The sequence below is a fragment of the Kerstersia gyiorum genome, assembly GCF_004216755.1.
Taxonomy (GTDB): domain Bacteria; phylum Pseudomonadota; class Gammaproteobacteria; order Burkholderiales; family Burkholderiaceae_B; genus Kerstersia; species Kerstersia gyiorum.
Genome location: NZ_SGWZ01000002.1, coordinates 705,023 through 730,667 on the forward strand (window position 1 = coordinate 705,023; position 25,645 = coordinate 730,667).

Genomic DNA, 25,645 nt, shown 5'->3' on the forward strand with positions numbered 1-25,645 from the left:
TGCTGGAAATATCGGCTCTAATTAATGTCCATTGACGCAACTTCCACTCGATATGAGCGCCACTGATTCCATCCCAAAAAATGCCATGCCCGGCAGGGCTGTACCTGTTATGTCCAGCCCGCTGCACAGTCCTGCGGCCGCAGCGCTGGATGACTTCGACCTGGCGATTCTCGACATCCTGCAACGCGACAACACCATTTCCCAGCGTGAAATCGCGCAGGCCGTGCACTTGTCTGCACCCGCGGTGCAACGGCGCATCAGGCGTTTGCGAGAAAGCGGGATCATCCTGGCCGAGACCGCCGTTCTGGACGCCAGCCGGCTGGGGCGTCCGTTGACCATCATGGTGGAAGTGCATGTGCATGACGAGCAGCCGGCCCGCACGGCAGGCCTGCGCGCGCGCATTCAGGCGGAGCCTGCGGTACAGCAGTGCTACAGCATTACCGGCGAAGCCGACTACCTGCTGGTGCTGACCGCCGCGACCATGGCGGATTTCGAAGCCATCACCGAGCGCCTGTTTGGTGGCGACGATAACGTGCGCCGCTTCCGGACATCAGTTGCGCTGGGGTGCCTGAAGCTGGGACTGCAGGTACCGCTGGCACGCTGATCAATGGCGTTTGAATATCGACCAAACCAGCGCAAGCGTCATCAGGGCAAACAGCACCAGGCTCCAGATCGCATACTCGATGCCAAAGATGTAGGCAGTCGCGTCCATGCATGACGCGTAGATGCCGAAGAGCCAGGTAATGCCTTCTTCCAGGCCGGAATCAACCATCAGGCGGTCGGCAAACGTTCTGTCGCAAGAGAACATTTGCGCCGCGACGGAATGCTGGTACCAGGCTGCGATAACGCCCGCAATACCCAGCAACGCGGCAATGGCCGCGGCAATACGACGCGACACGCCCTGGCCAGGCATCAGCGCGCCGACCAGCGCGAATGCACCCAGCACCAGGTAAATCAGGCGCTGCATGGAGCACCAGGCGCAGGGCTGCAGGCCGAAGGCATACTGTGAGATCAAGGCGACGCCAACGGCGGCGAACGACAGGAATGCCACGAGAAGCAGGAGACAGCGGGAGGTCGGTTTCATATCAAGCAAGAAGGTGGATGAATCAGTGGTGCGGGAAACGAGTGGCCTGGAGAACTGTCCCAAGGCTCAAGACGGGAGGGCCCATGATGGTATGTCAGACCGCCACGGGCAGGCTTTCCGAACTGTCCTGCCTGGGCGGCTGGGACCGTCCTCCCAGCATGTCCAGCAAATCTCGCTCGAAACGCATTTGGCTGCGAGGGCTTTCCAGCGCAGGCCCATCAATGACAAAAATATCTTCCACGCGTTCCCCCAGCGTCATGATTTTCGCAGTCTGAAGGTTGATTTCATGTCGGCTGAATACCTGGGCCAGGTCATGCAGCAGGCCGGGACGGTCGGTTGCGACCAGGCTCAGGCGCCAGGACTGGCTGCGCTCGTCGGGTTGCAGTTCGATATGCGGGCGTAGCGGGAATGCCTGCGAACGGCGCGATTGCCGCAGGTTGCCCCGCAACGCGCATGACGGCGCGGCCAAGTCCTCGTGGCGGCGTCGGGATAGCCAGGCCGTCAGTTCTTTCTCGACATGACGAGCCTGGGCCTGCAGATCGTGTTCCGGAAAGGCGGACAGGACGATGAAGCTATCCAGCGCCCACCCCTGGCGTGTGGTATGGATGCGAGCATCCTGGATGCTGAAGTTGCTGGCGTCGAAATAGGCGCAAAGCGCCATGAACAGATCATTGCTGTCCGGTGTGTAGACCAGTATCTGCAAGCCTTCGTCCCCGGTAGCGGGGCGTGCACGCACAATGCTTTGGGCGTCGGCGATATGGTCATGCAACTGGATGGCATGCCAGGCGATTTCATCGGCATCGTGACGCAGGAAATAGGCCACGTCCAGTTGTTTCCAGAAATTCTCCCTGGCTTCTTCTGCCAGACCGGCCGCCTGCGTCATGGAGATCGCCGCTTGGCGCCGGCGGGCCAGCGCGGCATCTATATCTCCCGGGTCCTTGCCGCCCAGCGCTTCGCGGGTACGGTAGTACAAGTCTTCAAGCAACTTGCCTTTCCAGGCGTTCCAGACTTTGGGGCTGGTGCCCCGGATATCTGCCACCGTCAGCAGGTACAAGGCCTTCAGGCGCCGGACAGTACCGACTTGCTGCGCAAAATCGCGGATGACGTCAGGATCTGACAGGTCGCGCTTCTGGGCGACGGTGGACATCAGCAAATGCTGCCGGACCAGGAATTCGACCAGGTCGGCATCTTCGGCGTCCAGGCCGTGCTCGATGGCAAACCGCCTGACGTCACGTGCGCCCAATTCTGAGTGGTCGCCACCGCGCCCTTTGGCAATGTCATGGAAGAGCGCGGCAACATACAGCAGCCAATGACGGTCCAGGGTGGCGATCAGTTGGCTGGCCAACGGATATTCCTGGGCATGTTCTGCCATCGTAAAGCGCCGCAGATATCGGATGACAGCCAACGTATGCTGATCGACGGTATAGACGTGAAACAGGTCATGCTGCATCTGCCCGACGATACGCCGGAACACCGGCAGGTATCGCGGCAAGATGTTCAGCATGGTCATGGCTCGCAAGGCATGCACGATGCCCCTGGGCTGCTGCAGGATTTGCAGGAACAGGCGCCGATTCACGGGATTGCGGCGGTACTGGGCGTCTATGCGGTCCCGGTTGTGCCAGATGGCGCGCAGGGTAGCGGCCGTCATGCCGTTGAGCTCAGGGTGCTGCTGCAGGCACAGAAAGGCGCGCAGCAGCAGAGCCGGCTTGCGCTCGAAGGCATCGTGGCGGTGGATAGCCAGGCGGCCATTCTCGTTGTCGAAGTCCTCGTCGATGGGCACGGAGACATGCGAGGCGGGCGGAAACAGCCGCTGCTCGATATTCAGCACCAGGATGGTGTTGAGCTGCGTCACCAGGCGCGCTGCCCAGTAATAACGCTGCATCAGGACTTCGCTGCCGCGCCGCATGCCATTGGGCCCGATGCTATAGACTTCCGCCAGCCTGGCCTGGTAATCGAACAGCACCCGGTCTTCACGGCGCCCTGCGATCAGGTGCAGTTCGATGCGTAGTTCCTTGAAGGCGAGCTCGGCGCGGCGCAGGTCGCGGGCTTCTGTGTCCGTCAACAAGCCGTTGCGGGCAATGGCGCGCCAGTTGTCGCCGAAGCCGCCGGCCTTGGCCATCCAGAGAATGACTTGCAGATCACGCAGGCCGCCAGGGGATTCCTTGCAATTCGGTTCCAGCGCGTAGGGCGTGTCCTGATAACGGCTGTGGCGCTGCTCCATTTCTAGCTGTTTGTCCTGGAAAAAGCGGCGCGGGTCCAGTTGCTGCTGAATGGCTTCTTCAAAGCGCCGCATCAGGCTGCGGTTGCCCAAAAGAAAACGGGACTCCAGCAGAGAGGTTTCGATCGTGATGTCGCTGGCGGCTTCCTTGCAGCATTCTTCCACGGTGCGCACGCTGTGCCCGGGTTCGAGGCCAATGTCCCAGAGTGCAGCCACCCAGTGCGACAGTTTTTCCTCGTCTTCAGCGCTTGCCGCATGGGGCAGCAGCAACAGCAGGTCGACATCGGAAAACGGGTAAAGCTCGCCGCGGCCGTAACCGCCGACGGCAGCCAGAGCGGCATCGGCGGGCAGGGGGCAAATCTTTGCGAGTTGCCGCAAGCCTTGGTCCACGATACGCCGCAGTTCGTGCAGCAAGTCATCAGGACGGCGGTGTTCACGATAGGACGCGATGGCGGCGGCGCGGCGCGTGAGCAGCCGCTCCTTGATCTGGGAAAGGTCTGGCTGGGCTGGCATGATGGCAGGTTCCGGGCGCGACATGACTGCCATCATAAAGCAGTGTGGTGGCTAGCGCCGATCCTCGGCAGGCCTTATTTGGCGCGGGCGTGACAAATTGTCAGGTCCATGGGCGCTATCCACGGACCTTCACCAATACGGTGCACGCGTTGTCTCAAAATTGTGCATTCAGGCCCAGATAGAAGGCGCGTCCCGGTTCATTATAGGTATTGGCGCCAGCCCCCCGGACGGCTGCGGTGTTGTAGCTGGTGGCATTGCCGAGACGATACAGGCGTCGGTCCAGCACATTCTTGATGCCCGCGGAGAGAGTGATGTGCCGGTTCCATTCAAATGAGCTGGCGAAATCCAGGATCATGTAGGCCTTGCGCTCGTCGCTGACCAGATCGCGGGCATAAAAACCTTCCGATATGTTGTGCTCATTGAGTTGCGCTGGCTTTTGCGTGCCGTAGAAACTGCCGGTCAGGGACAGCATCAGCGCCGGTGTAGCCTGCCAGTTCAGATTGCTGACCAATGTATAGCGGGGCAACACGGCAATCAGGTCGGCGGCACGCGCCGCGTTGATGGTGTTATCCAGCGCGGCCGTGTAGTAGGCGTTGCTCAGGTCCTTGTCGTAGGTTTCGAAGCGATGCATGTAGCTGAAGGCATTGGTCCATTGCAGGCTGTCGGTGATGTCCCATTGCACGGAACCTTCCAGGCCTTCAAGCAGTGTCTTGCGGACATTGACCCAGCGATAGATATCAATGCTCAGTAGATCCAGCAGGCCGTCCTGCGTATAGGTATTTTCGGAATGGCGCCGGTTGGTACCGGCTTCGATGCGGTTACGGTAATCATTGCGGAAATAGGTCAAGGTGCCGGACAGGCGTTCCCCCTGATATTCGATCCCTAGTTCCATGTTGATGCTGGCCTCTGGCTTGAGCCTGTCATTGCCTTGAAGGAAGCAGGGTGAACGGAATACCTGCTCCTGACCGGAATACGAGCGGCGCTGCAAGTGGAAGCAGCCATTGCCATTGCTATACAGCAGGTAATTGGGATTGAGCTGGTACAGGTTGGGCGCCTTGTATGTCTGGCCGATGCCGGCATGCAGCGTCATGCCGCCGCCAACCGCCTGTTGCAGGTTCAGGGAAGGGCTGATGGCGCTTTCTATCAGGCTGTGGTGGTCGTAACGAATGGCAGGCGTAATCAGCATGCCGGCCCAGGGTTCGATTTCATCGGCAAGAAAGACCGACCATATCGATGCCGAGGTCTGCGGGCTGCGTTCGATATCGGGGTCAAACCCCGGGACATTGAAACTGAACTTCAGGTTCGCCAGGCTCTGGGACATGGATTCCGGGTCGTTGAGGCGGCTATGCTGATATTCAACGCCGGCTGTCAGAAAATGCCCAGTACCCAATAGGGAAAACGGCAGTGCCCATTCGCTTTTCAGTGTCGTGGTGCGCAAGTTGCTGCGGGTTCTGGAGGTCATTGCCTTCTGACTGATGCTGGTCGTGCTGGAAAGCAGAGAACCGGCGCCACCGCCGGCCAGGCCTTCGACAAGCCGGTTGATATCGGTTTCTTCCACTTGCAGGAAGCTGCGCACGCTGGCGCGCTCCCACTGGAGATCGTGGCTCAGGGCATAGGCTTTGCGTGTCGTGCTGTTTGTGGTCGTACCCAGCAGTTCGGATACGTCCGTGCCCATGTAATAGACCTGCTTGCCGCCGTACTGGCTGTAGCGCGGGTCCTTGAAGCCGTCGATGACAATCTGTCCGTTCTGGATATTGTTGTAGGCGGCTTCCCCCGAGTAGAGGTTGTCCTGCCGGCCGTAGCTGAATCCGGCGCTGAGCGTCTGGCGCGCGGACGGACGCCAGCTCAACAGGATGTCGCCATCCTTGTTGACCAGGCCTTCGCGCCCGGCGGTAAAGGTTTTCACGTAGGAGTAATAGCCCGTGCGGCAGTGGTTGCCGTAAACATCGCAATGCGTTCCGTTGAGCAGCTCGCTGCGCTCGCCTTCGTGTTCGCGGTTGATGTCCCAGGCATCTTCCTCAATGCGGTTGTAATTGCCATAAAGACGCAGGGACAGGGAGTCGGTAAGGGGGCCCATCAAGCTGAAGTTGTAGCGCTGTCCATCGCCTTCCTTGCCATCCTGTGGTCGTGTCTGGGTCGTGGAAAGCGCGGTACTCCAGGTTTCGCCGGCTTTCTTTGTAATGATGTTCACCACACCGCCGGCGGCACCATTGCCGTAGATGGCGGCGGCAGGCCCGCGTATCACGCGTATGGAGTCCACCATCTCTGCCGGTATCCAATTGGTGTCGCCACGCGTATTGCGGTCCCCGCGCCAGCCCATGCGGACGGCGTTGCGGCTCAGGACCGGGCGTCCGTCGATCAGGATCAGGGTATTTTCAGGCCCCATGCCGCGCAGCGATATCTGCCGCTTGTTGCCGTACTGGCCTGAGGTGGAAGCGGTTGTCAGCGCCGCCCCGGGTTGCTTGCGGATGATTTCGGCCAGGTCGTTGGTCACCGGCATTTTGCGTATGTCCTGCGCGGATATGACCGATTGCCCGGTAGTCTGACGTCGTTCGTACAGGCCTTCCACGGTAACGCTTTCAAGCTCGCTAACCGGGCTGCCGTTGGCGGGCGAGGTTCTGGTCGCGGCGTCAGCCGGTCTGGTGTCTGCATTCGGCAGGAGGGCAGGGCTGGCGTTTCCATGTGTACCGGTTGTGGGCTGAGCCCGTACCGGAGGCGCACTCCCAATCATCGCGGTAACGGCAGCCAGCGCGGCGAAGGACTTGAACAGAGGAAGGGCAGTAGGGAGCGAAGGCGTGGTGGATGGCATGATGGACCGGAACGTTTCTCAACTGGATTGCGTTCTTCATGCTATCGGAATAATGATTATCATCCAATCGCCATTGCGGCTTTTGTTCCTATCAGAATCCCGATATCAATGATTTCGGAAATTTCGATCAGGATTCCGATATGACCAAGTTTGGACAACGCCTGCGCGACGCCAGGCTGGAAGCGGGCTATTCGCAAAAGCAGGCAGCTGACCGGGCTGGCATGGCGCAATCCACGTTGTCTGCGCTGGAGACTGGCGAACAGCCGACATCCACTTTCATTCCTCGTCTGGCGGAGTTGTACCGGGTCCCGATCCGCTGGCTGCTGCACGGCGTGAAGCATGAGGAAGCCAGCGCCAGCAGCCGGTTCCCGTTGACGCCTGAGCAAGATGATCTGCTGGATCATTACGACAGCGCCAGTGAAGCGCAGCGCAAGCTGGCGCAACTGGTATTGCGGCGCTCAAAAGAACCGTTGCCGGAATGGGCGGGTTCACTGGCCGGGATTGTGGACGGCCTGGTGGCGGCAGTCGCAAGCGCGACCACCGATAAAAACAGCTAGGCCAGCCCGGCAAGCGGAAGTGCCAGGCGTGCTATCCGATGCTCGAATCTGGCGGCGGCTGACGATAAAACGCCATCCCGGGGTGCACGGCTTCGCCCAGTGAGGGCAGTTCGAAGGGCAGGGCAAGCTGGCCATCGGCGGCCAGTATGCCGCCTACCGCCCACTGCGCCATGCGGTTGAAGAAACCTTCCGCGTGGCCAAAATTCATATAAGGCAGCAACAAAGGGCCAGCCATGCGCAACGCTGTGTAGGCTTCCTCCGGGTCATGGCGCGCCAGTTGCACGACCTCGTCGAACCAGCTTTCCCCTATGCCATAGTGCACATGCCATTCCCCGGCACGTTGCGGCACCATCCAGTTGACCAGGCGGCCGCTGGCATCCCGGCGGGTAAACGAGAGGTCATCACGGCTGCGTATGCAAGAACTTGCGGACAAATGGCGGCGATGGGCGGCAGGCGATACCCTTTGCCGGGAGCGGCGAGGTTTGACTGACGGCAGCGGCTTGATCATGGCGGCCTCTTTGCCTGTAGGTTTTGGGGCAGGGTGATAGCGGTTGCATGGAGCGGTTGCATGGGCGGCAAGAACAGCCAGCGGCTGGTGCGAAGATGTTGTGCCCCGCTCAGGGTGCTGTAATTTCGTACAGTATATTTTTTCTTCCGCGGTTTGCGGGCACTCCGTGCGCATGCCTGGAGTTTTCCTAGTGGGTAACCGGGCAACATCGAAAGAGTTTTCCCTTTTTCCTGCCGCTATCGGTTTTACGATTTCAATATTCAATCGTAATAATGATAATACGTTTCGTTGTGACGCCATGAGCGCTGGATGCGCTGTGGCTGAAACCCCTACCGGAGAAACTCGAAATGTCTTATCTCACTCGATTGGCAGCGACCAGTGTTGCCGCATTGGCGCTGCACGGATGTGGCGGTGGTGGAGAAGGAGAGACCGCTAATCCCATTGAACCTGGCCAGGAAGAACCGGCAGCACCGGTCAGCGTCGGCGCTTGTCAGGCTGTTGCTGGCGATTGTGTCGAGCAATTGGGCGTGGGGGATATCAGCAAGCTGGGAGATTGGAAGCTGGAGTCTTATATTGATCCGCCGAAGATTGTGATGTGCGAGGAAGATTGTATTCCCGCGGAGTTAAGCACCCGCAGCTTTGTTTATCTTGATGGATATTATGCAATGCCATATCCTGCTTTAAAGGCAGCAGGTGCCTCCTTTTTTTATGAAACACGTGAATCCGCATTGAAGCTTGATGAATTAGGGCGTGCCTTCGTCGCAGATTACGGTGCCATACTAGTGGGCTATCCACGTGTTCAAAGAAAACGAAATGAATCCGAAGGGGTGAATGAAATTCACCTGAATTTGCCTTTCATTATCCTGTCGCAAGATGTAAGGCAAATATCACGGAGTCCTAGTGTATATCGGGACGGCTGGGCAATTGATGAGGCTGTTTTATTCAAAACCGATACATCTGAGAATTTACGTGGAGGCTATTCTTTAAGTGGGCGCTACTTTACTCAGGGCGACTGGAGTACCAATTATTATGGCAGCAATGGAAGTAGTTTCGATCTGGGGGATTCTGTTTACACGGGCTTCATGATTTACGATTCGGACGTATTGATGAAAATAAACGAAACTTACCCTTTGATGTGTCAGAATCGTTTTTCCATTGCGAAGAAAGGTAGCAAGGTGCCCAATGTGCGTACTGAAAGTATGCAATGTCTGGTTCAGTGGAAGGAAAATGATTGGTTTGTTATCAATGTGCCAACTGATACAACAATTAACAATCCCAGCCTGACGGAAGGCCTGGCCTTTCTAAATGAATATATTGAGAATGCTGCGCAAGACCCGAACACCGATCACTATATTTCATTAGTGGCAAAAAAATATACGGATATACAGGAAAAATGGGCGGCCGATGAGGCGGCGGACGTTTCGAATCTATCCAGTCTGGCAACTTATACAAAAAATGCCGTCTGGTCCTATACCGGGAGAAGCAATTCGATGACATTCGGCTCTGCCAGGCACTGGATGCAATCCGTGACCAATGAATTGAACAAGCGTTATGACCCTACGCTGAGCCTGGAGCAAGGCAGGCTGGTGCCACGGGCGCACTAAGCAGACGCAGGCCGGAAGGCATCGGCTTTTCGGCGTCAGCGCGCCGTTTGCCAAGGTGGTTCCAGCGGCGATGCACGGAGAATACAAAATGGTTCATCTTTCCCTGCCGGGGCGTGTGCGGTCGCGTGCCCGGCGGCTTGGCACGCCTGTATGGCTTTCCCCCATGCCTTGTATGAGCGACAAGGCCCGCTTGCGGCCAAATTTCAAACGATCCATGGGCATGCTGCTGGTCTGCAGCATGTTGGCGGCTTGCAGTGTCAGCGATCCAGAGAATAATGATCTGGCCATTGAAAGTTCGCAATATGAGGGCTGGCACAGTGTCTTTGAGCCCAGGGATCTCTACGATGCCCAGGGTGTGGCGCGCTCTTATGAACTCAGCTTCGACGAAGAAGATCCAGGGCGTCCAATCGAATTTTTAAAGGTTGGCAGCGGCAAGGTGGAAGGCGTCCGGGAATATGCCGGGCTGTCGGGATTGATCTATACCCTGTGCGGATCCAGTACACGCGTCAACTCGGCGACGGCCAAGCAGAATGCCATACTGGCCTATGGTCCGCCGATTGCCGCAGGCGACTTGCCGCCGGACTTTATCTTGGCCGACCCTTTGCTGGTCAGTTGCGACGATGCCGCGGCCTTAAGCACCGAAGACAGCGGTTACCTTGGCCGCCGCATTACCAGTGTTGCTGGTGTATTGAAATTCGGCAGTTATGCCATAGACGCGAATGGCCGTTATTCAGGCAGCTACGGCTATGAAAACCGCGGCCAGAATAGCGGTCATGTACAGTTCTACCGCCATCCACAAAGCGGCCAGCTGGCAGCAGTCATCTCTATGCATTATCTGGATAGGGGCAGTAGCAAATTCGGGCGTGTCGTGCTGTTCGACCAAGGGCAGGGCGCGCAGAGCACCGGTGTCAGTAATCGCTATAGCAGTGGCTATCAGTCCTGGAATGCGCAGTTGAAACGCACCTTGCTGGATTATCACCCGGTGCTGGATGCTGACCGGCAGCCATTGGGCTATATGCTGGAACACGCCATGGAACCCTTGTCGCCCACGCTGTTGCCCGTAGGGAGCGATGCCAGCTATGCCCAGGGAATTGCTGATATCGCGTATGTTGTCTGCAGCCAGCCGGCCAATCATTTGGTGGCGGACCCTGGCCAGCCTGCGCTGGCGGATAACCAGGTGTTCTATCTGCGCCATGCTCAGGCATTGGCGCCACAAGCGGCGGCTGTCGCTGATGCAAATCTGGCGCGTGCGCTGGACGGTTGCCAGCCCGGCAATGAGATGGCATTGCAGGTGAAGGTAAGCAACCAGCGTACTCAAGTCATCATCGCCCAGCAAAAAAGCTATGACGTTGCTGAGGATGGCAGCTTCGGGGATGCCACTGCGTCTGGCAAAGTGCGCCTTTTCCATAACCGGCAAGGCCATTTGCTGGCTCTATACCGCTACCGTGATGCTTCAGGCAGCCATGTGGGGCTGCGTACCAATGCACCCGGTGAAATCGTGTCCACCGATTTCACCCGGACGCCTCATTGGCATTCCGTGGAGGCAGACGGCAGCAGCAAGCCTTACGCGGCGGCACGGCGCTTCAACAAGCTGGCCTGGTTCCGGCCCCAGGATGAGACAGGTCAGTTCCGCCGGGTGACACGCAGCGTGGCCTACAAGGATGTGGCTTTCGCTGTATGCGACATGGACACCATGATGAGTGACTGGCCGCTTGAAATGGACGGCCTGCTGGATGCCAATACAACCTTTCTGTTGCACGATAGCTTGCGTAAACTGGATGCGGCCGGGCGGCTAGGACGTAGCACCAAGGACGTCCGGCATGTGATGAATACCTGCAATCGGATAACGACCAACCTGGATTTGACCTTCGAGGTTGCAGATGGCGCTGTATATGCCGTGCTGAGCGGCATAGGCACACCGCTGAAAAGTCCGCTGGATGCCCAGGGCAATTTCAATCGAAATGGACTCTCGGGCCACGCAGATTTCTATCTGGATGCAGATAACCGCCTGGTGATCGCCTATGCCTTTCATCTGAATGACAAGGTAGGCGGCAAATCCGGCAGGGGCATCGCCCTGGAGAGCGCACCGGCCGCCCATGGGCAACAGAATGCCGTCTGGCAGCAGGCAGATGGCCCATGGGCCAGGACGTTTACGTCTGGAAATAGTTATGTCGCTCTTGCACACGCCAATAATGCTGCGCCGATGAAAACCCGTACCGGATGGCCAACGCGCATCAACCGATATGCGTATTTGCCGCGAGACATCATGGCCTGGCAAGGTGTTGCAGGGCAGGCTTACTTCCTATGCGAAGACTATTTCTATGTAGATGGGGTGTACCGCAATAGGGAAACCGGAGATTTTCTGCCTGGTTACAACATGGATAACGCCGCTGAGTTTCGTCGCGAGATGCCGCATCTGATTGTGCGCGGGTTGATCGTAACCGGCGAAGCCACGGGCTACAGATTCACCAATCTGACATTCAACGATTTTGCGTTGACGCACTCAGTGCAAACCTGCCGGCATAGTGACAACCCGACTGGGACTGCGGGCGTTCAAGCCTACGGCTATGAAAACGGTGCGTTTTATGCTCGTAACCATCAGGGGGTTCAAGCGGGCGGCAATCGCGGTTTTTCTTTCACCAGCGGCTGGGGAGAGGGCGGGCATGCCGACTCCGCCTTGTTCCTGACCGACACCAACGAAGCCGTCATGGCGTATCGCTATTACTTGGATTCGAACGATGAATCAAAGGGTATCGCGTATGGCCTGATGTTCGGCTCTGATGCCAGGGATACGCCTGTGGTGGGATCCGACTGACCTCTTATTGGACGTTCCAGCCAACCTTGGGGTGCATGGAAAGCAGGCTTGAGGCCGCCAAGCCTGCTTCTGGCTGCAAGGCTGGTTTATTAAAGTAAATTCTTCAATAACCTGCCCTGTATCAGTGCCTTCGAATGTTTCAGGTTTATAAGATGATAAAAATACGACTCATTGTTATTTTTATCTATATCGGCATCCCCCCGCCTGACGGATATCAGTCGGATGCCATGGCAGCAGCCGCAGTCCCGTCGGCGGACGGAGTCAGGCCCGCCTGTTTCCCGACATGGTGTTTTCTCTCTCTGGAGCAGTCATCATGAAGGTCATGAATTACAAGGCAGTGGTGCTTTCTGTGTTGGCGGGCTTGCTGGCGGCGGGTGGCGCCCAGGCAGGCATCACCAAGGTAGGCAAGGTCTATTCCGGCGCCAAGCCGGCTGACAAGCCTTACCAAATGGTGCACGTGGGCAGCGAAGTCGGGAATGGCATGGGGAATGCTGTTTATGTCGCGTTTTTTGCGACGCGCACGGATGATCCGGGGAATACGGCTCCGCGGCTGGACCAGAACAATGTTCTTGAGCCAGCACCGAATACGGAAGAGGGCTTTGCCTATGACATTACCGGCTATCCCGCCTTCTTGCGCATTCCGGACGGCGCCAACGATGCCAGCCAGACGCAAGTATGGGCATTTCCGGCATGCGCGCCATATGCATTGCCGACTGCCAGCGAGCGTCGGATCTTCCTGGATCGAGTGGAAATTTTGGAGGAGTTTGGTCCCCAACCTCGTCCTGTTAATTCGGCTCGCCCCGATTGGGATGCCAGCACTTGGACAGCCTTCCTCCAGCCGCTGCATGGCATGGACTATTCCGCCAGCCGCGGCGAACTGGTTGGCGGCCTGACGTTCCTGGGCAAGATTTTGCGCTGGAACCTGAATGTGCCGGGAACGATGGCCAACGCCAGCGGCGTGTGCAACCCGGATTCCCTGGCCGTGGGGCAGATCACCCGCAGCAGGCTGATCAAATATAGCCCGGACAGCGGCAAGGTCATTGCTGCCTTGCGTGGCAATGAAGAGGATATCAATGACGCTAACGCGCTACTTCAATTAAGAAAATTCAGCCCCGATTCGGTGGATGGGGCAACGAATCTGTTGAATCCCGGCGTTGCTCCGCTCATTGCCAATGCGACGACCGGCCACGCGATCTATGTCACCCCTCATGCGACCTACACGGGCGGCAGTGGCTTCCGGCGCATTACGCTGAATAACGGCACGCCAGACGATGTCGTGGACTTCAGTTTCGCCACAGGCAGCGCGCCGACCAAACCCGTCAGTTTCCTGAATATGGTGGTACAGGAAAATGCCAGCGGTGAGCCGACGCGCATCTATGCCTTGAATAGCCGCGACTGGGACCCGGACGAGCTGATGACGGTGCCGGCCGCGCCTGATGCGGCGACGCTGGCGGCCTATAAGAGCGCCTTCGCCACGGCGGCAAGCGCATTCGGCGCGGGTTTGTATATTTATGATGTCAGCGCCTATGACCCTATCAACGAGGAATATGTCCTGACCAAAGTGACGGACATCCCTGCGGTGCAGCCGGTAGAGCTGGTGCTTGATGGCAACCGCCTGTTCTTCAATGACCGTATCGGCCAGGAATTGGTGGAAGTGGATGTCTCGTTGGCGCTTCCCGCCAAGGTCGGCACGCTGGCAACGGAGTGCCTGAGCAGCAATCTGATCAAGGGGGCCGGTAAAACGCTGTACCTGACGTCGATCTGGTCGGAGCAGCTGTATAGCGTGGGCGCTACCCTCAGCGGCGCGGCATGCAATGCGGTGGAGAAATACAACTACACCAGCAACTAGTCCGCCGCTTGAAAAGGCCCGGCATTGAGCCGTGCTGACAGCGGCACGCGGCTGCGTTTGATACCCGCCGCGTGCCGTTGCGATTTGCTGGCGCCCGGTGGTCCTTGCCGTCGCCAGCGATGAATGCCTCAGGTTCTGATGGCTGGCTGGCGGTCTGGGCGCAGTAAAGTGTGCCGATTTGATCACTGCGGGGATAGCCAGCGTTGTGCTGTGTAGCTAGGCTGACTAGGTTCCGTGTTTCTGGGTTTGCCATGCAAGCAGCCGCAATATCCGACCCCGCGTTTTTTGGCCGCGCGAGAGGCGGATGGCCCGGCTAGCCGCCAGTTGCTGCCCGTCATGCCTGCCAGGCGCAGAACTGATGCGGATGGCCGCTGGAAGGATGCGCTGGACGTCTATTTCCAGCCATGCCTGCAACTGTTCTGGCCATCATTGCATGCTTTGATAGATTGGCGTCAGCCGCCGCAATTTCTGGATAAAGCGTTGCAGGCGCTGACCTTGTCGAAAGGCCGCAATCGGCGCTATGTCGATAAGCTGGCATCGGTGCAACTGCTTCAGGGCGAGCGGATATGCCTGCTCGTGCATATGGAAGTCCAGGCTCGCCTGCAGGCCGGTTTCGCCGGCCGCATGTTTGAGTACTTTGTGCGTCTGCGCGAAACATACCCGGACCAGCCTATTGTGCAATTGGCTATCGTCACGCGCGGCCGGCCAGATCAAGACAGGCTGGCCTATTGTTATGAGCCATTGGGGAAGAATTTTCTGAGCCTGAATTTTTCTCTGCCAATGTTAAATTTGCAGGGCTGGCGCGACCGTGACGCCGAGCTGGCGGCGCTGGCCGCGCACAATCCATTTGCATTGCTTGTTCAGGCGGAATTGGCCGCGGCCAGGCAGGGGGATCCAACATGCCATACATTACCAGCATCGAAAGAGTCGCTATCGGCCGGGGCCGTCTGGAAGGGAAGGCCGAAGGCATGCGTGACGCCTTGCGCTGCTTGCTGGAACAGCGCTTTGGCCGTTTGCCGGAAACAGCCAGGGAGCGCTTGCAGCAAGCGGGCCAGGAAGACTTGCAGCACGGCCTGAGCCAGGTGTTGAAGGCCCATTCACTGGATGAAGTGTTGCCGCGGCAATAATTTCACATGGTATTGACAGTTTTCCGCCATTTTCGTCTTGAAGCAAGGCCCTGAAAAATAGTAGAATAGCGGGCTTGCCCAATTTTTCCATCAGAACGGGCGGCGGTGTTTGCCAGGCAAATACCGCAAAGTGTTCTGAAATCGCGTGTCGTACCACCAGGGTGCTGCGCAGTCCTCATTTCGGCGGATTCCGCCACGGGGCGCGTGGTGCAGGTGCGGCGCCAGTCCAAACCCTAGGAGATTCATATGTCCATCAGCATGCGCGATATGCTCGAAGCCGGTGTCCACTTCGGCCACCAGACCCGTTACTGGAACCCCAAGATGGCTCCGTACATCTTCGGTCATCGTAACAAGATTCACATCATCAACCTGGAAAAGACGGTCGAAAAGTTCCAGGAAGCCGAAAAGTTCGTGCGTCAGCTGTCCGCCAAGGGCGGCACGCTGCTGTTCGTCGGCACCAAGCGCGCTGCTCGTGAGCTGGTGGCTGAAGCCGCCGAGCGCAGCGGTTCGCCCTTCGTCGATAGCCGCTGGTTGGGCGGCATGCTGACGAACTTCAAGACCGTCAAGACCTCGATCAAGCGCCTGAAGGAAATGGAAGCCCTGGCAGCCGATGGCGGCCTGGAGCGCCTGAGCAAGAAGGAAGGCCTGCTGTTCCAACGCGAACTGGACAAGCTGAACAAGTCCATCGGCGGCATCAAGGATATGGGCGGCCTGCCTGACGCTCTGTTTGTCATCGACGTTGGCTATCATAAGATTGCCATCGCCGAAGCACGCGCCCTGGGCATCCCGGTGGTGGCCGTGGTCGATACCAACCACTCGCCGGACGGTGTGGATTACGTCATTCCTGGCAACGACGACTCCGCCCGCGCCATCGCCCTGTACTCGCAAGTCATCGCCGACGCCGTGCTGGCCGGCCGTGAACAGCGCCTGAGCGGCCTGGTTGAAGAAGTGGCTCAAGCTGACGAAGAATTCGTCGAAGTGCAGGAAGAAGGCTCGGAAGAGGCCTAATTGCTGTCACGCCGCCTCCCTTGTTCTGAGGGAGGCGGGCCGCCGGCCTGACGGGCAGGGCTGGCGCCGGTTCCGCGAGAGCCGGATCAATCAATCGAATCTGGAGTAGAAATGGCTGAAATTACCGCTGCGATGGTCAAAGAGTTGCGTGAAAAGACCGACGCCCCGATGATGGAATGCAAGAAGGCGCTGACGGAAGCGGCTGGCGACATGGCTCGCGCCGAAGAAATTCTGCGCGTCAAGTTGGGTAGCAAGGCTGGCAAGGCTGCGTCGCGCGTGACCGCCGAAGGCCTGCTGGGCTTGAACATCTCGGCTGATGCCAAGCGCGGTGCGCTGGTGGAAGTCAACTGCGAAACCGACTTCGTGGCCAAGAATGACGATTTCGTCGCCTTCGTTGCCAAGGTTGCCGAACTGGTTGCCGACAAGAACCCTGCCGACGTCGAGGCGCTGTCCGCGCTGGAACTGAACGGCGAAACGGTTGATAGCGTGCGTACTGCCCTGATCGGCAAGATCGGCGAGAACATCACCATTCGCCGTTTCATCCGCAAAGAAACCCCGAACAAGCTGGCCAGCTATGTGCACAGCGGCCGTATCGGCGTTCTGGTTGAGTTCGACGGTGCCGATGAAGTGGGCAAGGACGTTGCCATGCACATCGCCGCTACCCGCCCCCAAGCGCTGGATGCCGATGGCGTACCCGCCGAGCTGGTTGCCAAGGAACGTGCCGTGGCCGAGCAGAAGGCTGCCGAATCCGGCAAGCCGGCTGAAATCGTTGCCAAGATGGTTGAAGGCTCGATCCAGAAGTACCTGAAGGAAGTTGCGCTGCTGTCGCAAGTTTTCGTCAAGAACGACAAGCAGACCGTTGCTCAGATGCTGAAAGAAAAGAACGCTGCTGTGAACAGCTTCACGCTGTTCATCGTCGGTGAAGGCATCGAGAAGAAGACGACTGACTTCGCCGCTGAAGTTGCCGCTGCCCGTCAGGGCTAAGTGTGCTGACAGGCTGTCGCTCCGGTGCTCGCGCGCCGGGCGACAGCCTGTTTTCTTGGTATGTTGCCAAGCCTGGGCCGGACGGCGGTTCCAGTGAATCACCAGGCACATTCAGCGCGCTGCCTCTGCCGCTGCGCTCGAATTTGTCGCCAGCCGTAAAATTCCACGCTGCCCCAGGGCAGCGTTTGCACAAACAAAGCTAAAATTCCGCCGAGCCGCTTCCAGGGAGTCATAGTGATGAGCAGTACAGCATATAAACGGGTTCTTCTTAAGCTTTCCGGCGAAGCCTTGATGGGCGAAGACGCCTACGGCATCAATCGCGCCACCATTGTTCGCATGACCGAGGAAATCGCCGAACTGGTTTCCATGGGGGTCGAGCTGGCGATCGTGATCGGTGGCGGCAATATTTTCCGCGGCGTGGCGCCGGGCGCCCAAGGCATGGATCGTGCAACTGCCGATTACATGGGCATGATGGCCACGCTGATCAATGCATTGGCCCTGCAGGATGCCATCAAGAACCGTGGCATCGACGCCCGCGTGCAATCCGCGCTGCGCATCGACCAAATCGTCGAGCCGTACATTCGTCCCAAGGCGCTGCGCTACCTTGAGGAAGGCAAGGTCGTCATTTTCGCGGCCGGTACGGGCAACCCATTCTTTACGACCGATACCGCCGCCGCCTTGCGCGGCGCCGAAATCGGAGCAGAAGCCGTGCTCAAGGCCACCAAGGTCGACGGCATCTACACGGCAGACCCCAACAAGGACCCGAACGCCACTCGCTATGCGACGATCAGCTTCGACGAAGCGATCGTCCGGCGCCTGGAGGTGATGGACGCGACGGCTTTCGCGCTGTGCCGCGACCAGAAGCTGCCCATCAAGGTGTTCTCCATCAACAAGCCGGGCGCCCTGAAGCGCGCTGTCAGCGGCGCGGACGAAGGTACCCTGGTACACGTCTGATCACCGGCCTGGCGCGGCGCTGCTCCTGCAGAGGAGGGCGCTGCCACCAGGCCGATTTCAATACTGGAGCCCATCAAGCTCAGCTGCCGGATGCGGTGATGCCGCGACTGGCCATGAGCAGGCGCTCTTCAATAGAGGAATAAAGACATGAGTGTTTCCGAGATTCGCAAATCTGCCGATACTCGCATGCAGAAGTCCATTGAGGCTTTGAAGACCAATCTGTCCAAGATCCGTACCGGCCGCGCCACTGCAGCCATTCTGGATCACGTGCAGGTGGAGTACTACGGTTCGATGGTTCCCGTCAGCCAGGTTGCAAACGTCACGGTTGTCGATGCGCGCAACCTGAATGTGCAGGTCTGGGAAAAAAGCATGGTTTCCGTGGTGGAAAAGGCCATTCGCGAGTCGGACCTGGGTCTTAACCCCCAGACGCTGGGCGAAGGCATGCGCGTGCCGATGCCGGCGCTGACCGAAGAACGTCGCCGCGACCTGGCCAAGGTCGTCAAGGGCGAATCGGAAGACGCCAAGGTTGCCATCCGCAACCTGCGCCGCGAAGCCAACGAAGCGCTCAAGCGTCTGGTCAAGGATAAGGAAATTTCCGAAGACGACGAGCGTCGCGCCCAGGATGATATCCAAAAGCTGACGGACCGCTTTGTCGCTGAAGTCGATAAACTGGTCAGCCAGAAAGAAGCGGAAATCATGACAGTCTGAAGTTCCGCCCGCGAGCGCGCAGCCTGCCGCGCTGCCTATGGCATGCTGCGCATCGGCTTTGCCATTTTTTCATAAGCCAGGGACGCGCTCGCAGGGCGCTGTTAAGATTCCGTCATGACGATTAGTACTACCAAGGCCATACCTGTTGTCGGTGCCATTCCCCGGCACGTTGCCATCATCATGGACGGCAATGGGCGCTGGGCCACCAAGCGCCATTTGCCCCGCACTGCTGGCCACGCCAAGGGCGTGCGTGCCGTGCGCAGGGCGGTGGAAGCCTGCGGGCAGGCGGGGGTAGAGTACCTCACGCTGTTTGCATTCAGCTCCGAAAACTGGCGCCGCCCGGCCGAAGAGGTCTCGTTGTTGATGCGCCTGTTCATGCAGGCCCTGGAGCGCGAGGTCGACAAACTGCAGGAGCAGGGCGTCCGGCTACGCATCGTCGGCGATATTTCTCCGTTCGACCCCAAGCTGCGCGCCCTGATCGACGCAGCCCAGGCACGCACCGCCCATAATGACAAACTCACGCTGACCGTAGCGGCGAATTATGGCGGACGCTGGGATATCCTCCAGGCGACCCAGAAGCTGTTGGCGGAATCCGGGCGTAATCCGGCACAGCCTTTGTCCGAAGACGACATTTCCAGGCATCTCTGCATGGCATGGGCCCCCGAGCCCGACCTGTTCATCCGCACCGGCGGAGAACAGCGTATCTCGAATTTCCTCATCTGGCAGCTCGCCTACACAGAGCTGTATTTCACCGATCAGTATTGGCCCGATTTTGACCGGGCATCCCTGGAACAGGCGTTCCACTGGTATGCCACCCGGGAACGGCGCTTTGGCCGCACGAGTGCCCAGCTTGCCGAGACAGGGGCCAAGCAGCCATAACCGCCGCCTAGGCGACAGGAGAAGCACCCATGCTGGGAACCCGTATCGTCACTGCAGTTGCTTTGCTGATCGTGCTGGGAGGTGCGCTGGCCTTGGGTACGCCGTGGCCGTTCATGCTGCTGCTGTCCGTGCTGACAGGCCTGGGCTTGTGGGAATGGTTGCGCCTGACCAGCCCCGTTCCGGCGGCTGCGGGTGCATCTCTGGGCGACACCCCGAAAACGGCTGGTGGCCCGATGGTTGCGGGCATTGCCGCCGGCGCGCTGACCATCATGCTGACCTGGCTCTGGCTGTCCAATAACGCGGCCAGCATAGGCCCCGTTGCCGTCACCTACGAAATCGCCACACGCGTAGTCATTCCACTGGCTGTGGCGCTGTGGGTGCTGATCGGCACCTATCAGGTCGTGCGCGGCGACGTGCATGCGCCAGCGGCAAACCCTTTCATGAGTCTCTTTGGCATCCTGGCGCTGATTGCCGCCTGGGCCTCGCTTGCGCTCATGTTCATGATGGGGCGCGGGCTGCTGCTGAGCTTCCTGGCAATCATCTGGTGCGCCGATATCGGTGCCTATTTTGCCGGCCGTGCGGTGGGCAAGCGCAAGCTGGCGCCGCGTGTCAGTCCCGGGAAATCCTGGGAGGGCGCTATCGCAGGCGTGGTCGCAGCGGTAGTGTGGGGCGCCGCCACCATGAACTGGGAAGGCAGTTTTGCGAACCATATGTTCCGTCTCTGGTCATATGCGGCATTGCCCTGGATTGCATTCCTGGCCATGCTCTCCATTGTCGGCGATTTGTTCGAATCATTGCTCAAGCGCCGCGCCGGAATGAAGGATTCCAGCGGGCTGCTGCCTGGCCATGGCGGTGTGCTCGATCGCATTGATGCTATCCTGCCGACTGCTCCGCTGGCCTTATTGCTGCTAATTTTTGGAGTCTGATGCTGTGACTATGTCCCCTAATGCAGGCCGTGCGGTTCGCGGCGAAACGGAATCGGTTCCGGACCGTGAAGGCCTGCCTGCCGCCGGTGCGTCGCCACAACGGGAAACCGTGATCATTCTTGGCGCGACGGGATCGGTAGGGGAAAGCACGCTCGATGTCCTGGGCCGGCACGCCGGGCGCTTCCAGGTGTATGCGCTGAGTGCGCGCACACGCATGGAACGTCTCGCTGCGCAGGCGCGCCAGCACCGTGCCCATGTCGTGGTGGTGCCGGACGATGCCGCGCGCGAACGCTTCGAGCGCGCCTACGGCACCGACCTGCCATTGCCTGAAATCAGGGTAGGGGATACTGCATTGGCGGAAACAGCCGCCGACCCCGGCGGCCATACTGTTGTGGCTGCCATTGTCGGCGCCGCAGGCTTGCCGGCGGCATTGGCCGCGGCCAATGCCGGTAAACGCATCCTGCTGGCCAACAAGGAGGCCCTGGTGGCTGCCGGCGGCCTGTTCATGAGCGCGGCCCGCAACCACGGTGCCCAGTTGCTGCCCATAGACAGCGAGCACAATGCCATTTTCCAGTGCTTGCCTGTCAAGACGGATGCGGCGACCGCCTGCGCAGCATCCGGCGTCCGCCGCCTGGTGCTGACCGCCTCTGGCGGCCCATTCCGGCGTTGCCACTGGAAAGACCTGGAAGCCGTCACGCCGGCGCAGGCATGCGCGCATCCCAACTGGAGCATGGGGCGCAAGATTTCCGTAGATTCTGCGACGATGGTCAATAAGGGCCTGGAGGTCATCGAAGCCTACTGGCTATTCGGTATGTCGCCGGAACGGATAGAAGTCCTGGTGCATCCCCAGAGCATTATTCACTCCCTGGTCGAATACGAGGATGGTTCCATGCTGGCGCAGTTGGGCCAGCCCGATATGCGCATTCCCATTGCACACGCGCTGGGCTTTCCCGATCGTCTCGCCAACGGCGTGGGTCCGCTGGATCTGGCACGCCACGGCCGCCTGGATTTCGAACCGCCTGACTATGAGCGCTTTCCCTGCCTGGCGCTGGCCTATGCTGCCCTGCGTGATGGCCAGGGCGCCTGTATCGCGCTCAATGCCGCCAATGAGGTGGCAGTGGCCGCGTTCCTGGAGGGGCGCCTGCCTTACACCTGGATATCCCGGGTAATCGAGGCGGCCCTTGAATGGCATGGCGGACAGGCAGAACAGGCTCTCGATAGCCTGGATGCCGTACTCGATTATGATTTGCGTGCACGCCGCTATGTCGCCAACCTGGGACTGGCTGCCTGACGCTGGGCCGATTGCGGCACAGGCCTGCGGTTCCGCCAGTTTTTGCTGGCATGCAATGGAATTTATGTGCTTTATACCTTAATCACTTTTCTTGTCGCGCTGGGTATCCTGGTCACCATCCACGAACTGGGCCACTATAGCGTTGCGCGTTTTTTCAACGTCCGCATCCTCCGTTTTTCGGTGGGTTTCGGCCGCGTACTCTGGCAAAAACGTGATGCCCGGGGTACCGAGTGGGCGGTCTCCATGATTCCGCTGGGCGGCTATGTCAAGATGGCAGATGACGGCCTGGGCGGCGATGTTGGCATCGGTTCCGGCAAGGGCGTGCCGTTCAATCGGTTGAACGTCTATCGGCGCATTGCCGTTGTGCTCGCCGGCCCGGTTTGCAATCTTTTGCTGGCGGCGGTGCTCTACGCCATTCTGGGCATGATGGGCAGCCGCGAACCGCAGCCCGTGCTGGCCGATCCGCAGGAAGGCAGCGCGGCCGCGCTGGCGGGTGTAGCCAGCGGCGACAGGATCCAGGCCATAGATGGCCGCAAGGTCGAAACCTGGAGCGATGCGCGCTGGCTGCTGCTCGACAAGCTGACAGCGGGCGGTACCTTGCGCATGGACGTTACCGACCGCGCCGGGCAGCCGCGCCAGCGCCTGTTGGTTTTGCAGGGCGACAGACTGGAGCATGACGCCGATCCGCTGGTCGGCGCGGGCCTGGCCTTGCAGGCGGCCAATCCGTATATCCGCAGCGTGATCAGTGGCGGGGCGGGCGAGGCGGCGGGCCTGAAAGATGGTGACAAGGTGTTGCGCGCGGGCAGCCAGGAATCTCCCGATGTGCCGCGTTTGCTGGCCGAGATCCAGGCGCACGGTGGACAGCCGCTGGAACTGCGTGTGCGGCGTGGCAATACCGAGCTGGACCTGACTCTGGTGCCTGCTGAGGCGCGCCTGGAAGATGGCCGGGTAGTCGGGCGCATTGGTGCCCAGCTGGCAGCCGATCTTCCCATGGTGGATCGCCGTTACGGCCCGCTGGAAGCCATTTCCCATGGCGTCGTGCGTACCTGGGAGACCTCCTTGTTCACTTTGCGCATGATGGGCCGCATGCTGACCGGCACGGTTTCCTGGCGCAATATCAATGGCCCGGTCGCCATTGCTGACTATGCCGGGCAGAGCGCACGCGTCGGCCTGGATGCCTATATCGGCTTCCTGGCGCTGCTGAGCGTGAGTCTTGGCGTACTGAATCTTCTTCCTATCCCCACACTTGATGGCGGTCATCTGCTGTACTATTTCGCAGAAATCGTCCGCGGTCGCCCGTTGCCGGACAATTGGCTGGAAATCGGCCAGCGTTTTGGCATGATATTGCTGGCGGCGCTGATGGGATTGGCCCTGTTCAACGATATCGGGCGTATTGTCACCCGTCTTTTCAGCTAATTGCGTGTCATTTAAAATCCTTCGCCATTTGTCCGATCAAGGATCGTCCAGGATGTCTGTTTCTCGGAGTTTTCAGCGCAGCGGCCTCAAGCTCAAGCGCCTTGTTCTGCCCGGCTTGCTGGCCGCCTTGATCTGGCCGTCCGCCGCTAGTGCTTTCGATCCCTTCGTCGTGCGCGATATCCGCGTGGATGGCCTGCAACGCACCGACGCCGGCACCGTGTTCGGCTACCTGCCGGTGAAAGTCGGGGAAACATTCACGGAAAGCGATGCCTCGGCCGCGATCCGCCGGCTGTACGCCACCGGCTACTTCAATGATGTGCGCATCGAAACCGACAACAATGTCGTGGTCGTAGTCGTGCAGGAACGCCCGACCATCGCTGCCATCAACTTCAATGGCATGCGTGAATTCGACGCCGACGCCATCAAGAAGTCCCTGCGCGAAGTCGGCTTCGGTGAAGGCCGGATCTTCGACCGTTCCATGCTGGAGCAGGCGGAGTTCGAGCTCAAGCAGCAATACTTGGCCAAGGGCAAGTACGGCGTCGAGATCACCGCCACTATCACGCCGCTGCCGCGCAACCGCGTGGGCATCAACTTCGAGGTATTCGAAGGGCAGGTGGCCCGCATCCGCGACATTCACATCGTGGGCAACGAAGCGTTCTCCAGCAGCACGCTGCAGGATGAAATGCAGCTGACGACGCCGGGCTGGATGACCTGGTACACCGGTACGGACAAATACTCGCGCGAAAAGCTGGAAGGCGATATCGAAGCGCTGCGTTCGTACTACATGGATCGCGGCTATCTCGAATTCTCCGTCGAGCCGCCCCAGGTCACGATCTCCCCCGACCGCAAGGACATCTTCATCACCATCACTGTGCATGAAGGCAAGCCGTACAAGGTTTCCAATGTGAAACTGGCGGGCGACCTGCTGGGCCTGGACGACCAGTTGCAGAAACTCGTCACGGTCAAGGCCGGCGATACGTTCTCTGCCAGTGAAACCAACGCGACGGCGAAAGCCATCACTGATTACCTGGGCGACCTTGGCTATGCGTTTGCCAACGTCAACCCGAACCCGATCCTGAACCGCGAAACCGGTGAAACCGAGCTGACGTTCTATGTCGACCCGAGCCGCCGCGTATACGTGCGCCGCATCGAGATCGGCGGCAACACACGTACCCGTGATGCCGTGATCCGCCGCGAACTGCGCCAGCAGGAAGCGGCCTGGTACGACGCCAGCAATATCCGTATGTCGCGCGACCGCGTGGACCGCCTGGGCTACTTCAATGAGGTCAACGTCAACACGCATCCGGTGCCGGGCACCATCGACCAGGTCGATGTCTCGGTCGACGTGAAGGAAAAACCCACCGGCATGATCAACCTCGGTATCGGCTACGGCTCCACTGAGAAGGCGATCCTGTCGGCGGGCATCAGCGAAGACAACGTTTTCGGCAGCGGTACCAACCTGACTTTCAACGTCAATACCAGCCGTTCCAACCGGTCGGCCGTTCTGTCGCACACTGACCCCTACTGGACGCGCGACGGCATCAGCCGCTCCACGTCGCTCTACTACCGCTCGATCAAGCCGTTCTACAACAACGACGGTGACTATCGCGTGCGCGCCATGGGCCTGGGCCTGAACTTCGGCGTTCCCATTTCGGAACTCGACCGGATTTTCCTGGGCGTCAACTACGAACGCAACGAACTGTCGCTCTACGACAATTCACCGCTGGCCTATGAAGAGTTCGTGCAAGACTACGGCTCCAAGACCAATGCCCTGATCTTCTCCATAGGCTGGGCCAAGGACAGCCGCGACAGCGCCCTGGCACCCAATTCGGGCAGCTATACGCGCCTGAAGGCCGATTTCTCGACGCTGGACCTGAAGTACTACATGCTCAGTGCACAGCACCAATACTTCATCCCCCTTAACCGCAGCTTCACGTTGGCCTTCAACGGCATGGTGGACTACGGCAAGGGCTACGGCGGCAAGGGTTATCCGCTTATCAAGAACATCTATGCGGGTGGCCTCGGCACCGTGCGCGGCTACGAAGGCTCGTCGCTCGGCCCGAAGGATACCCGTACCGGCAACTACCTGGGCGGCTCCAAGCGCGTGGTCGGCAACGTGCAGCTGTATCTGCCGTTCCCCGGTGCGCAGCGTGACCGCAGCCTGCGCTGGTTCCTGTTTGGTGATGCGGGTCAAATCTACAGCGATAACCAGGATATCGACTTCGGCGATCTGCGTTATTCTGTCGGTGTTGGCCTGTCGTGGAACTCGCCGATGGGTCCGCTGCAAATTTCCTATGGCCGGGCGCTCCGTGACAAGCCGGGTGACGAAAAGCAAAGCTTCCAGTTCCAGATCGGAACCGCTTTCTGATTTCCCGGTCTATGATGCTGGTGGCAC

General features: G+C 59.3%; 19 protein-coding genes. 15 read left to right on the forward strand and 4 right to left on the reverse strand.

All coding sequences use genetic code 11. The features are described from left to right. The first annotated feature begins 109 nt into the window (after window positions 1-109). Complete coding sequence (locus EV679_RS09490) at window positions 110-604, forward strand: Lrp/AsnC family transcriptional regulator (protein WP_130487042.1); 495 nt, start codon at window positions 110-112, stop codon at window positions 602-604. On the opposite strand, the gene EV679_RS09495 is transcribed toward EV679_RS09490, so the two are convergent. The 3 genes from EV679_RS09495 to EV679_RS09505 form a co-directional block, all read right to left on the reverse strand. After that, the gene (locus EV679_RS09495) at window positions 605-1,084 is read right to left on the reverse strand and encodes a disulfide bond formation protein B (RefSeq protein ID WP_127774204.1); all 480 of its coding nucleotides are present in this window, start codon (window positions 1,082-1,084) and stop codon (window positions 605-607) included. 94 nt (window positions 1,085-1,178) lie between these two features. Next, entirely contained in the window at window positions 1,179-3,815 is a 2,637-nt protein-coding gene (locus tag EV679_RS09500) for a [protein-PII] uridylyltransferase (protein WP_130487043.1), read from the reverse strand. A 154-nt stretch (window positions 3,816-3,969) separates the two neighbouring features. Then, window positions 3,970-6,624: a FepA family TonB-dependent siderophore receptor gene (locus EV679_RS09505; RefSeq protein WP_083969648.1), complete on the reverse strand. Its 2,655-nt coding sequence runs from the start codon at window positions 6,622-6,624 to the stop codon at window positions 3,970-3,972. A gap of 140 nt (window positions 6,625-6,764) precedes the next feature. Here EV679_RS09505 and EV679_RS09510 point away from each other — a divergent pair, with 140 nt between their 5' ends. Beyond that, complete coding sequence (locus EV679_RS09510) at window positions 6,765-7,181, forward strand: helix-turn-helix domain-containing protein (RefSeq protein WP_068372330.1); 417 nt, start codon at window positions 6,765-6,767, stop codon at window positions 7,179-7,181. A gap of 31 nt (window positions 7,182-7,212) precedes the next feature. Here the strand turns inward: EV679_RS09510 and EV679_RS09515 are convergent, their stop codons facing one another. Beyond that, window positions 7,213-7,689 carry a hypothetical protein gene (locus tag EV679_RS09515; RefSeq protein WP_068372327.1) on the reverse strand — a complete coding sequence of 159 codons (477 nt, stop codon included), beginning with the start codon at window positions 7,687-7,689 and terminating at the stop codon, window positions 7,213-7,215. A gap of 347 nt (window positions 7,690-8,036) precedes the next feature. Here EV679_RS09515 and EV679_RS09520 point away from each other — a divergent pair, with 347 nt between their 5' ends. From EV679_RS09520 to bamA, 13 genes are all read left to right on the forward strand, one after another. Continuing rightward, a complete protein-coding gene (locus EV679_RS09520; protein ID WP_130487044.1) occupies window positions 8,037-9,293 on the forward strand; it encodes a hypothetical protein in 1,257 nt (418 codons plus the stop codon). A 163-nt stretch (window positions 9,294-9,456) separates the two neighbouring features. Further along, window positions 9,457-12,108, forward strand: coding sequence for a hypothetical protein (locus EV679_RS09525; protein WP_130487045.1), 2,652 nt, complete (start codon window positions 9,457-9,459; stop codon window positions 12,106-12,108). Window positions 12,109-12,421: 313 nt separating this feature from the next. After that, on the forward strand, window positions 12,422-13,957 hold the full coding sequence (locus EV679_RS09530; protein ID WP_068372318.1) for a hypothetical protein: 1,536 nt from the start codon (window positions 12,422-12,424) through the stop codon (window positions 13,955-13,957). 234 nt (window positions 13,958-14,191) lie between these two features. Further along, window positions 14,192-15,034, forward strand: coding sequence for an RpnC/YadD family protein (locus EV679_RS09535; RefSeq protein ID WP_130487046.1), 843 nt, complete (start codon window positions 14,192-14,194; stop codon window positions 15,032-15,034). A 296-nt stretch (window positions 15,035-15,330) separates the two neighbouring features. Further along, window positions 15,331-16,092: a 30S ribosomal protein S2 gene (gene rpsB, locus EV679_RS09540; RefSeq protein WP_068372306.1), complete on the forward strand. Its 762-nt coding sequence runs from the start codon at window positions 15,331-15,333 to the stop codon at window positions 16,090-16,092. A gap of 111 nt (window positions 16,093-16,203) precedes the next feature. Next, window positions 16,204-17,076 carry a translation elongation factor Ts gene (gene tsf, locus EV679_RS09545; RefSeq protein ID WP_130487047.1) on the forward strand — a complete coding sequence of 291 codons (873 nt, stop codon included), beginning with the start codon at window positions 16,204-16,206 and terminating at the stop codon, window positions 17,074-17,076. A gap of 237 nt (window positions 17,077-17,313) precedes the next feature. Beyond that, a complete protein-coding gene (gene pyrH, locus EV679_RS09550) occupies window positions 17,314-18,030 on the forward strand; it encodes a UMP kinase (RefSeq protein ID WP_068372300.1) in 717 nt (238 codons plus the stop codon). 147 nt (window positions 18,031-18,177) lie between these two features. Further along, on the forward strand, window positions 18,178-18,738 hold the full coding sequence (gene frr / locus EV679_RS09555) for a ribosome recycling factor (protein ID WP_068372298.1): 561 nt from the start codon (window positions 18,178-18,180) through the stop codon (window positions 18,736-18,738). Between the two features lie 114 nt (window positions 18,739-18,852). Next, a complete protein-coding gene (uppS, locus tag EV679_RS09560; RefSeq protein ID WP_068372295.1) occupies window positions 18,853-19,617 on the forward strand; it encodes a polyprenyl diphosphate synthase in 765 nt (254 codons plus the stop codon). Between the two features lie 29 nt (window positions 19,618-19,646). After that, a complete protein-coding gene (locus EV679_RS09565) occupies window positions 19,647-20,543 on the forward strand; it encodes a phosphatidate cytidylyltransferase (protein WP_068372292.1) in 897 nt (298 codons plus the stop codon). A 4-nt stretch (window positions 20,544-20,547) separates the two neighbouring features. Then, the gene (locus tag EV679_RS09570) at window positions 20,548-21,834 is read left to right on the forward strand and encodes a 1-deoxy-D-xylulose-5-phosphate reductoisomerase (protein ID WP_242611452.1); all 1,287 of its coding nucleotides are present in this window, start codon (window positions 20,548-20,550) and stop codon (window positions 21,832-21,834) included. Window positions 21,835-21,900: 66 nt separating this feature from the next. Next, window positions 21,901-23,250, forward strand: a complete 1,350-nt coding sequence (rseP, locus tag EV679_RS09575; RefSeq protein WP_068372289.1) for an RIP metalloprotease RseP — start codon at window positions 21,901-21,903, stop codon at window positions 23,248-23,250. 52 nt (window positions 23,251-23,302) lie between these two features. Further along, the gene (gene bamA, locus EV679_RS09580; RefSeq protein WP_130487048.1) at window positions 23,303-25,618 is read left to right on the forward strand and encodes an outer membrane protein assembly factor BamA; all 2,316 of its coding nucleotides are present in this window, start codon (window positions 23,303-23,305) and stop codon (window positions 25,616-25,618) included. Window positions 25,619-25,645 lie beyond the last annotated feature (27 nt).

Bases quoted from the DNA above. Each gene is read 5' to 3' on its own strand.
- EV679_RS09490 (WP_130487042.1), top strand. From the start codon at position 110: ATGTCCAGCCCGCTGCACAGTCCTGCGGCCGCAGCGCTGGATGACTTC.
- EV679_RS09495 (WP_127774204.1), bottom strand. From the start codon at position 1,084: ATGAAACCGACCTCCCGCTGTCTCCTGCTTCTCGTGGCATTCCTGTCG.
- EV679_RS09500 (WP_130487043.1), bottom strand. From the start codon at position 3,815: ATGCCAGCCCAGCCAGACCTTTCCCAGATCAAGGAGCGGCTGCTCACG.
- EV679_RS09505 (WP_083969648.1), bottom strand. From the start codon at position 6,624: ATGCCATCCACCACGCCTTCGCTCCCTACTGCCCTTCCTCTGTTCAAG.
- EV679_RS09510 (WP_068372330.1), top strand. From the start codon at position 6,765: ATGACCAAGTTTGGACAACGCCTGCGCGACGCCAGGCTGGAAGCGGGC.
- EV679_RS09515 (WP_068372327.1), bottom strand. From the start codon at position 7,689: ATGATCAAGCCGCTGCCGTCAGTCAAACCTCGCCGCTCCCGGCAAAGG.
- EV679_RS09520 (WP_130487044.1), top strand. From the start codon at position 8,037: ATGTCTTATCTCACTCGATTGGCAGCGACCAGTGTTGCCGCATTGGCG.
- EV679_RS09525 (WP_130487045.1), top strand. From the start codon at position 9,457: ATGCCTTGTATGAGCGACAAGGCCCGCTTGCGGCCAAATTTCAAACGA.
- EV679_RS09530 (WP_068372318.1), top strand. From the start codon at position 12,422: ATGAAGGTCATGAATTACAAGGCAGTGGTGCTTTCTGTGTTGGCGGGC.
- rpsB (WP_068372306.1), top strand. From the start codon at position 15,331: ATGTCCATCAGCATGCGCGATATGCTCGAAGCCGGTGTCCACTTCGGC.
- tsf (WP_130487047.1), top strand. From the start codon at position 16,204: ATGGCTGAAATTACCGCTGCGATGGTCAAAGAGTTGCGTGAAAAGACC.
- pyrH (WP_068372300.1), top strand. From the start codon at position 17,314: ATGAGCAGTACAGCATATAAACGGGTTCTTCTTAAGCTTTCCGGCGAA.
- frr (WP_068372298.1), top strand. From the start codon at position 18,178: ATGAGTGTTTCCGAGATTCGCAAATCTGCCGATACTCGCATGCAGAAG.
- uppS (WP_068372295.1), top strand. From the start codon at position 18,853: ATGACGATTAGTACTACCAAGGCCATACCTGTTGTCGGTGCCATTCCC.
- EV679_RS09565 (WP_068372292.1), top strand. From the start codon at position 19,647: ATGCTGGGAACCCGTATCGTCACTGCAGTTGCTTTGCTGATCGTGCTG.
- bamA (WP_130487048.1), top strand. From the start codon at position 23,303: ATGTCTGTTTCTCGGAGTTTTCAGCGCAGCGGCCTCAAGCTCAAGCGC.